Source organism: Alteromonas infernus (assembly GCF_902705815.1).
The window spans coordinates 22,217-31,739 of the sequence record NZ_CACSIG010000022.1; the positions used below are offsets into that span (position 1 = coordinate 22,217).

The window sequence follows — 9,523 nt, forward strand, 5'->3', positions numbered from 1 at the left end:
CCTAATTACTTACCCTCTGATGTAAAACGGGCTGTTACCGTCTCAACAACATCGGGCTGATAACCCAAGTTACGCAAAACTTGTTCCAGCATATTCGTTTTCTTGGCAGTATTGTTGTTTGTTACTACCCAGAAAGGGCTATCGGGAATGGCTTTAGGGTTTGTACTGCTGCCATTTTCAAGCAAGGCTTCTTTACTTGTTGCAAAGTACGTACGGTTTTTACCTTTGATACTTTCTACGCTAGAGAAGTTTTCTGCATTAAGCTTGTGCGCTGCACTTAAAACAAACAGAAACTGATCGACCCGTTTAGTAAACGTGGCTAACGCATCTTTAGATACAGCATCGAGAATGTCGCGCTTGTTGTGGGTTTCTGTTTCTACCGACGATGCCACGGTCGACGACGCTTTTGTAGCAGGCTTGGCTGGGGCTTTTGTTGCCGCCGCTCTCACAGGTGTTTTCTTCGCCGTCGTTTTCGCGGTAGTTTTTCTCGCCGCGGGTTTGGCTGGCGCTTTTTTAGCAGTACTCACAGTTTGAGCCTGAGCCTTCGGTGCAGCCTTGACTTCAACACTGGGCTCGTTCGTTTTCTCTTCCCCACCAGCGCTTTTTATTTCACTTGTTTTTGCTTGGTCTGAAGCGTCACCTTTTGATTCGTTACCGCTTGCTTCAACGCTGCCTGATATTGCGCCGTCTTCTGGTAACAGTAAACGTCTTAAAATTTGTGATGCACTCTCACCAATATGCTTAGTCTGGCTGGCGATGAAGGCATATAAATCGTCATCTATTTCAATGCTTTTCATAACTACTTCCTTTTTAAGAGGCACCATTATAGACAACACAGATAAACTACGCAGCACTTAATAACAGTTGTTTTAGGGTTTCCTAAGTAGATTACGCGAATACTTTGCCATTTCCCTATTCACACGTGTTTAATTCTTTCGCGTTTTATTGAATCTATTACGTTATATACCTGCGTATAAAAATTAACAGGCAATACAATAGAAAGCTTTAAGCTATCGTTGCTACTATTAAATTTAAGCAGAGATCGCTTACACGCAGATATATTTCATTGTGACAAAGAATGTTTAAACAAAAGTGACAGTTTTATGCGCCAAGAACTAAAAAAGGTACAGCAGGCTCTTAATCAGAAGATTATTGGTAAAGATCACCAGTTAACACTGGCAATTACCTGCTTACTGGCAAATGGTCACTTACTAATTGAAGACTTACCGGGCATGGGTAAAACCACTTTATCTCACGCGCTTTCACAAGTATTCGGGCTTCAATACTCCCGTATTCAGTTTACCTCTGATTTACTCCCATCAGATATGTTGGGCGTTAATATTTTCCACAGTCATGAGCAGGACGAAACCAAAAGATTTAGCTTCAGGCACGGCCCCATTTTTAGCCAAGTGGTACTTGCCGACGAACTTAACCGTGCAAGCCCTAAAACGCAAAGCGCGCTGCTAGAAGCAATGGAAGAGCGGCAAGTCAGTATTGATGGCACAACCCACGCGCTTCCGACACCTTTTTTTGTCATTGCCACCCAAAACCCTAGCTCTCAGTCAGGGACTTACCCCTTGCCTGAATCTCAACTGGACCGTTTTTTCATGCGCATTTCCTTAGGTTACCCGGCTTGGGAAGCTGAAAAAGCCATGCTTTTACAAAAAGACGTGTCTGCGCCCCTTGCTCAAATACTTAATGAGGAAGATTTAGACCAAATGCAGCAGGCAGTGACACGTATTCACACCAGCGATGCCATTATCCACTACATTCTGCGGCTAGTGAGCGAAAGTAGGGAAAGTAACGAGTATCCCAACCCCCTCTCGCCACGTGCCAGTCGAGCGCTCCTTCAAGGGGCAAAGGCTTGGGCGTTTGTCACAGGAAGAGACTACGTAACACCAGAAGATGTGCAAGCGGTCTTTGTGGCAATTACTGCTCACAGATTGACAGCGCCCGCCCATCAATCCACCCATAGTATGCAAATGAGCGCGTTTGACGGGGAGAAACTGAGTCAAAAACTGTTAGACAGCGTTGACCCCCTTGCGGCGTAACCGTGATGGGGTTGTGCATTAAGGTCTTATCACCGTGTTTTCGCACTTTTAGTAGTAGCAGGAACGTTTGCCATGGGTAAAGCACGCTGGCCCCTTTCCCATTACTTTCACCAACGTCTGTTAGGTTGGCTAGATAATAGAGTTCCGGCCGCGAACGAGCATCACCTTAACCTAAACAGCATCTTTATATTGCCAAGTGGGTTTGGCTGGTCTTTTATCATCTTGTCGTTATGTTTGTTTTTACTTGGAACCAACTATCAAAATAACTTAATGCTGCTGCTTAGCTACCTGTGTTTAAGCATTATGCTGCTGACATTATTTTATACCCATCAAAACTTCGCACGCTTAGCGTTAAAGTCGCTTCCTCCTAGGCCTTTTCACTGCAATCAAAACGGTGAACTGCTGGTGCAGGTTGTGCCCCATACGAAGGCAACTACTAAACCTTGTTATGGTGTATTAACGTTTAAGTGGTTAAGTACTACCCGCCTTTCAAAGCGTGACGCAACCCCACTTGCTGTCGAGGCAACAACGCATAATCATCACACGTCTTTTAGCGCTCAGCTATCAGGTAGTACCAATAGTCCACAAAAACAAACGCTGCGCATCCCTTTTCAGATAAAAACGCGAGGGCACTATGAATTAGGCCGACTGACGATAGCCTGTGACTTTCCTCTTGGTCTTTATAAGTGTTGGACCCATCTGGATTTTGACCAAGCGGTGACGGTTTACCCTAAGTCTCAGGAAGGCCCTGTCGTTATTAACAACATCGCTACTGATGAAGCGTCTACTGCGTCGAAAGATAACCATGACGGTAACGAAGATTTCTATGCATTAAACGACTATGAAGTGGGTCAGCCTTTAAACCGAGTATCGTGGAAACACGTGGCTAAAAACGGTAACTGGGTTACAAAGTCTTTTACCGCGCTACAAAGCAATAGTTATGTTATTGGCCTATCATCCGCTACCGACACGGAAACCGCACTTGCTGCGCTGACCCACGCCACGATCACATTTTCTGAGGCTAACCGCGTATTTGGTCTTTCCTATAAAGGTATTCATATTCCCCCTAATCACGGCGTAAAGCATAGGCATGAATGCCTAGCGGCGCTCGCCTGTTTCGAAAATAGCACTCCCTTTAACAACACAGGTTCATCTTCCTCACAACAAGATTCAAATCGGATAAGGGCGGTGAAATGATACGAGAGACACTTAACCGTACTTACCCGTTCAACGTTTTTGGCACTGCGCTGCATCAACCTCGCGCGGTGGCAATATTACTTCTGTGTTTTGCCTTTTCCTGCCTGCTCTTTTCGCTTACTGCACCGCTAATGACGTGGGTCCTTATGCTTGGAGGCTGCGCAATTGTAGCAAGAATAGCGGGCCTTAGCGCGCTACACAGCCTACCGACCACGCGTACGGTTAACCTACTTGCGGTGCTGGCGGTCTTCGCTTTAACTTGGTTTGGTTTTTCAATCGGGCTATTAGATAGCATGATCAACCTTCTTACTTTGGCATGCGCACTAAAGGTAATGCTGGTTGAAAAAAAGCGTGATTTCCACCTTCTCATTTGTGCCTGTTTATTTTTAATAGGTTGCGGCTTTATTTCGTCGCTTAGCGTATTTGCATGGTTTGGTTACACGGGCATTTTGGTCCTATTGCTTTTTTCTACCGCTATTTACCATGGCGCGGGCGCTCCCACAAAAAAAAGCATTACATTTGTTGGCGTGCTTATTTTGCAAGCCTCTCCCATAGCATTGCTGCTATTTTTACTGCTGCCCCAATTGCCGCCGCTGTGGCAAATGCCGACGTCTAAATCTACACAAACGGGGCTCTCAGACACGGTGACTCCAGGTGATATTGCATCGTTAGCTACCTCTTCGTCACTTGCGTTTAGCGCCACCTTTGAGAGCGCGGCACAAGTCCCTGATGCCACATCACGCTATTGGCGCGCCATGACCCTTGAGCATTTCGATGGCAAGACGTGGTCAATTAGCGCTAAACGAAAGCAAGCTGAACAGCAGTTAGCTTATATGGGTAGACCTACTCCTCTTTCCACAATGGCCAGTAAAGATACATCTTACGCCACTGCATACGAGCTTATTGTTGAGCCCACCTCGCAAACCTGGCTGTTTGCGCTTTCGCCATCGGCGCCGGACAACCGCGCAAACAGTATTAATGTTAACAGTCGATTCGACTTCACCCTTCGCGCAAATACGCCAATCGCGAGTAAAAAAGCGTTTTATTTACGGTACTTTCCCAATGAAAAGATAACCAATGGCATGGGTAACTTTGAAGCCCAGCTTAATTTGCAAATGTCAAAGAACGGCAACGAGAAAACCCGGGCGTGGGGAAAGAGGCTAGCAGCTCAATACACTTCACCTCGGGACATCGCCAACGCCATAATGCGTGAATTTCAACAAGGCGGCTTTAGGTATACCCTGTCACCGAATGCGATGCCAACGGATCCTATCGACCGCTTTTTATTTGAAGCGCGCGCTGGCTTCTGTGCTCACTATGCGGGCGCTATGGTCTACGCATTACGTGCTGCAAATGTGCCAGCAAGAATGGTAACTGGCTACCAAGGTGGCAGTACACTTAGCGACCGTGTTCTGCAAATAAGACAATACGACGCCCATGCCTGGGTTGAAGTTTTGATAGACAACGATTGGGTTCGCTATGACCCCACGAGCGCGGTAGCGCCATCGCGTTTAACCCTTGGCTTAGAAGAGGCCCTAGAAGAACTTGGGGAGTCTCGTCAATCCAGTGTTTTAGAAAAATTCGGCAACGCTAAGTTCTTTACAACGCTTCAAAATTGGTTTCAACAGCTCGACTACTCATGGAGTAAATGGGTATTAGGGTTTGATAATGCAGCGCAAACCAGCATGCTCGAAGACCTTCTTGGTGCACTCTCACCTCAGAAAATGCGCGTGGTGTTTTTATCAGCGATAGGCTTGATCGCGCTTATTCTTGCGCTTTACTTTTTACCGAAAAGACAAAAACAAACGCAAACGTCTTCTCATCGTGCCCTATTAAAAGCAATAAAACACATAGAATCTAAAACGAAAACAGTGAGGGGCAATAAAAGTCTTTCTGCCTTTCGCAAAGACGTATCCCCACAATTAAACAGCGAAGCGTTAGTAGCTTTCAATCAGATTTGTGAGCAGTTTGAACGGGAAAACTATGCATCTCAATCTAGCGATAATAGTATCAAAGCGAAAATTAAGCATGACTTACGCAAGCTAAAAAAAGCGTTATAGTAATGGTTATCGTAGAAATAGTTATCGTAAACTTTTTTGTTCCTTAGCGCTGCATTTGTGTATCTACTAACCCCTTTGCCGCGACGAGCTGCAGATAACGAGTTGGCCCTATTCTTATAGTTTAAAAGCATCGGTCACTGACATTAAGGATAAAGATGACACTTCAAACAGGTATTGCACCTCAAACAAACATTGTCCCACCTTTTTAGTGCATTTAAAAATAGTAGCTTGTAGACAATATGAATGACCTCACTGCGTCAGACTTCACCTATCTTACTGTAATTAAATGATATTTCGCCATTCAATTCATTATATTTAGCGATTGGCACTCTTTTGGCTTTGTCTTAATGGAGACATACCGAAACTATTGACCGAGCAATAAAGCCGAACAATAGGTTTGGGGTATATCAATGCCCACTAGTCGGTGATGTAAGCAAATTTACACAAAATAGATAAACAGGACAAAGGCGTCCCCAGCACTTTCTTTTGAGCGTGCTGCGGACGCCTTTTTTTGATCTTTAGGAACACTTGAAAGCGCGTATACCACAACGCATGAACGGCAACTTATTTACAACGATAATATGAGGTGAAAACATGGCTTATCTACTCCCCGCTGAATTCGCTACCAAAATGGTAGATGCAGGCGAAGCAAAGATTTATATGTCTACTCGCGATACCCTAATTCGTGCTTATATGGCAGGTGCCATTCTTGCGCTGGCCGCTGTTTTTGCTATTACCATTGCGGTGCAAACTGGCATTTTTCTTTTAGGTGCCGTGTTGTTCCCGGTGGGCTTTTGTATGCTTTACCTTATGGGTTTCGACCTATTAACCGGTGTCTTTGTACTTACCCCACTCGCATGGCTTGCCCAACGGCCCGGCGTAACCCCTAAACAAATTCTTCGTAATTGGGGCCTGGTGTTCTTAGGGAACTTTGGCGGCGCATTGACGGTTGCGTTTATGATGTCATTTATCTTTACCATGGGTTACAACGTAGATGGCGGCGCGATTGCGACTAAAGTGGCCAGCATTGGTGAAGCCCGTACGTTGGGCTACGCAGAGCACGGCGCGGCTGGGTGGTTTACCATTTTCATTCGCGGCATGCTGTGTAACTGGATGGTTTCGCTGGGTGTGGTTGGCGCGATGATATCTACTCATGTTAGCGGTAAAGTGCTCGCCATGTGGATGCCTATCATGCTGTTCTTCTTCATGGGTTTTGAACACTCTGTGGTAAATATGTTCCTTTTCCCATTTGGTCTTATCATGGGTGGTGACTTTTCGGTTATGGATTATTTCATCTGGAATGAAATTCCAACGGCACTGGGTAACTTGGTAGGTGGCTTGGCATTTACTGGTCTTACGCTTTACACCACTCACGTAAAAACGCTACCTAAGCGCACCATTCCTGTAAACAAAGCGGCGGCGTCAGAAACACTACCGATATAGAAACGCTTAATGTTTCTCAAGCGCGCTACCCACCATGTATATGCTCACGTTTCGATACATGGTGGTACTGCGCGTGTTCCAGTGACTGAACAGGCTGATTTGAAAAAACTGATTTAAAAAGACTGACTGTCAACGATGAATGAGCCAGTAACATTACACACGTCTACGTATCCCCAGCCCCTTGCGCTGAGTGTAAGTGCTTATTCAGTGCGTGGTGCGAAGCCTGTAAATCAGGATGCATACAGTTATCACATAGATACAAGCCAACCTGAAGCGAGCAGTGTTTTTGTTATTGCAGATGGCGTTAGCAGCAGTACGGTAAGCCAAATGGCGAGTGATTTCGCCACTCGCCAATTTATTAAGCTATTTAAAATAGCGCCTGAACAATTCTCGATAAAGACCTGCGCTGAAACCATTATAAAAGAAATTAACGGGCTGCTTTATACGCGAACGCAGAAAAGCCCCTTTGCCTACACGCCCGAAAAAGGGTACGTATGCACGCTAACCGTTGTTATATTAACCGGCAATCAGCTAGATGTTTTCCATGTAGGAGACGGTGATGTAACACTCTTCTCTTCGGGCGATAAAACATCGACATCGCTTACCCGGCCTCATCGAGAAACCTCACGTGAAAACCCGTCTCATTCCTACCTTTCAAATGCTATAGGCATTAAAGCTCACATTGATATAGACCATACTTATAAGAAACTTACCGCTTCAAGCTCCATAGCGATAAGTACCGATGGTGTTCACGAGTTTATAGCGTTATCCCCCCTATTGAGAACTGTAAACGAAGGGGAGGAATTACAAGAGAATAAAGCGGCGATGGTCGTTCATGACGCATTTAACAAAGGAAGCGACGACAACCTTACCCTTATTCTTATCAAAGCTGCATTCCAGCAAGACACAACAACAGACGCGCTGGGGGGCGATAAGCGCTCTACCTATGCTACGACAGCGCCTTTGACAATCGCCCAGTTACATACAGGCGATAAAATTGACGGGCTCACTATCACTAGACAACTCTATACATCGGCGCGTAGCCATGTATTTGTAGCCACCCCCGCTACTTTACATAGCCAAGCACTGAATGAAACAAACCTAAGCCCGCAAGTAGTGATAAAAACACCCGCGACCGACTTTACGCAAACGCCCGAGGCCCTTAGCGCTTTTGTGCTAGAAAACTGGCTGGCGCGACGTGTAAACTCTCCCCACGTCATTAAAAGCCCCCAATTTACCGATTTAGGTTTAGCACCGTCCCCCACGGCTTTTTATAGTATTTGCGAATATGTTCGCGGGCAGACCCTCGCACAATGGGCTATCGATAACCCAACACCAACATTAGAACAAGTAAGAGATATCGTTGAACAAATTGCAAAAGGCCTGCAGGCCATGCATCGCCAAGGCATTTTGCATCGTGATATTCGTTTAGAAAATATTATGATTAGCCCCCAAGGGCACTGCACGATTATCGATTTTGGTGCGGCGGCTTTGATTGAAGCGCCCAGTTTGTATAGTGAGGCGACTATACCTGGTACGGCACTTTTTGCGGCCCCCGAGTATTTCTTAGGAAACATGGGTAGCGAGCGTTCGGATATGTTTTCCCTTGCCGTGCTGACATACTACCTGTTATGCGGGCGCTACCCTTATCAAACGAAACTCGCTCATTGCCGCACTTACGCAGCGCAAAGAAAATTAAATTACGAAAGTGCGTTAGATGCCAAGCGCCCTATTCCAACATGGGTAGACAGCGCGCTAAAACGAGCGCTGCATATTAACCCTGACAAGCGCTACTCTTCTATTTCCGAGTTTGTTTACTCACTTCGCTACCCTAACCCTAGTCATAACTCGGCTTATATTCCCTTAGTAAAGCGTCACCCTTTACTTGTTTATAAAGCGCTTGTGCTAACCCTTATCTTTAGCAACCTAATTACGCTGTTCTTATTTACTTAAGTACTTACTTAACATTACAAGGAAAAATCAATGATTACATGTAGAACCCAAGTCACCGACATGATCCAGTCAGCCAAAATTTTAAAAGGCATAAAATGGAGCCAGATTGCAGAAGTTGTTGGTCAGTCGAAAGAATGGAGTACAGCGGCATGCTTAGGCCAAATGGCCATGACGAAACAACAAGCTGAAGCTGTGGGTGCGTTACTAGCGCTTACCGACGAAGCGATTGCGTGGCTTCAAATCGTCCCCTACAAAGGCTCGTTGCCAACAGAAGTGCCTACCGACCCGCTTATTTACCGCTGGTATGAATTGGTGAATGTGTATGGCACTACATTAAAGGAATTAATTCATGAAGAGTTTGGCGACGGTATTATGAGCGCGATTGATTTTTCGATGGACTTACAGCGTGAAAACGACCCGAAAGGCGACCGGGTTAGCGTGGTAATGTCAGGAAAATTTTTGCCCTACAAGATGTATTAAATGTAGGTTTTACAGGCATATCGAGTAGGGTGAGGCTTGCGCCTCATCCCTCTCACAGAACCGTACGTACGGGCCTCGTATACGGCTCCTGCATACTTCATATCACTTGCTAAGTGACACAATGCTAATTTGCAATCTAGTATCGTGCGCCCTATGGACATCGTTCATTTTCTAACATTGTGGTAACTTTCATTGCAGGGTTTGGCGTTCTAGCACTGAGGCAATCTACCAAATTTGACTACAATTACTTCCCATATACGGCCTGTCTCACCAGACATCACTATTCCTAGCGCACCGATTCGACTTGTCCCGCTGATCAGGCGGCTTGTGTATCAATGG

General features: G+C 45.6%; 7 protein-coding genes. 6 read left to right on the forward strand and 1 reads right to left on the reverse strand.

The features are described 5' to 3' along the window. Positions 1 to 5: 5 nt before the first annotated feature. Positions 6 to 797, reverse strand: a complete 792-nt coding sequence (locus ACX5J7_RS06275) for a replication initiation regulator SeqA (RefSeq protein ID WP_015066834.1) — start codon at positions 795 to 797, stop codon at positions 6 to 8. A gap of 306 nt (positions 798 to 1,103) precedes the next feature. Between ACX5J7_RS06275 and ACX5J7_RS06280 the strand changes: the two genes are divergently transcribed. From ACX5J7_RS06280 to cynS, 6 genes are all read left to right on the forward strand, one after another. Then, positions 1,104 to 2,051, forward strand: coding sequence for an AAA family ATPase (locus ACX5J7_RS06280; RefSeq protein WP_012518021.1), 948 nt, complete (start codon positions 1,104 to 1,106; stop codon positions 2,049 to 2,051). Positions 2,052 to 2,123: 72 nt separating this feature from the next. Beyond that, a complete protein-coding gene (locus ACX5J7_RS06285; protein ID WP_498706497.1) occupies positions 2,124 to 3,248 on the forward strand; it encodes a DUF58 domain-containing protein in 1,125 nt (374 codons plus the stop codon). Next, entirely contained in the window at positions 3,245 to 5,308 is a 2,064-nt protein-coding gene (locus tag ACX5J7_RS06290) for a transglutaminase TgpA family protein (RefSeq protein WP_498706498.1), read from the forward strand. Before ACX5J7_RS06285 ends, ACX5J7_RS06290 begins: the two co-directional genes overlap by 4 nt. Before the next feature lie 594 nt (positions 5,309 to 5,902). Next, positions 5,903 to 6,751: a formate/nitrite transporter family protein gene (locus tag ACX5J7_RS06295; RefSeq protein WP_012518018.1), complete on the forward strand. Its 849-nt coding sequence runs from the start codon at positions 5,903 to 5,905 to the stop codon at positions 6,749 to 6,751. Positions 6,752 to 6,886: 135 nt separating this feature from the next. Beyond that, entirely contained in the window at positions 6,887 to 8,704 is a 1,818-nt protein-coding gene (locus tag ACX5J7_RS06300; protein WP_498706500.1) for a bifunctional protein-serine/threonine kinase/phosphatase, read from the forward strand. Between the two features lie 30 nt (positions 8,705 to 8,734). Then, positions 8,735 to 9,184 (forward strand): cyanase, encoded by a 450-nt coding sequence (gene cynS, locus ACX5J7_RS06305; RefSeq protein WP_024016067.1) that lies wholly within the window; start codon positions 8,735 to 8,737, stop codon positions 9,182 to 9,184. Positions 9,185 to 9,523: the final 339 nt, after the last annotated feature.

Coding starts and splice junctions, on each gene's coding strand:
- ACX5J7_RS06300 (WP_498706500.1), top strand. CDS start 6,887: ATGAATGAGCCAGTAACATTACACACGTCTACGTATCCCCAGCCCCTT.
- cynS (WP_024016067.1), top strand. CDS start 8,735: ATGATTACATGTAGAACCCAAGTCACCGACATGATCCAGTCAGCCAAA.
- ACX5J7_RS06295 (WP_012518018.1), top strand. CDS start 5,903: ATGGCTTATCTACTCCCCGCTGAATTCGCTACCAAAATGGTAGATGCA.
- ACX5J7_RS06290 (WP_498706498.1), top strand. CDS start 3,245: ATGATACGAGAGACACTTAACCGTACTTACCCGTTCAACGTTTTTGGC.
- ACX5J7_RS06280 (WP_012518021.1), top strand. CDS start 1,104: ATGCGCCAAGAACTAAAAAAGGTACAGCAGGCTCTTAATCAGAAGATT.
- ACX5J7_RS06275 (WP_015066834.1), bottom strand. CDS start 797: ATGAAAAGCATTGAAATAGATGACGATTTATATGCCTTCATCGCCAGC.
- ACX5J7_RS06285 (WP_498706497.1), top strand. CDS start 2,124: ATGGGTAAAGCACGCTGGCCCCTTTCCCATTACTTTCACCAACGTCTG.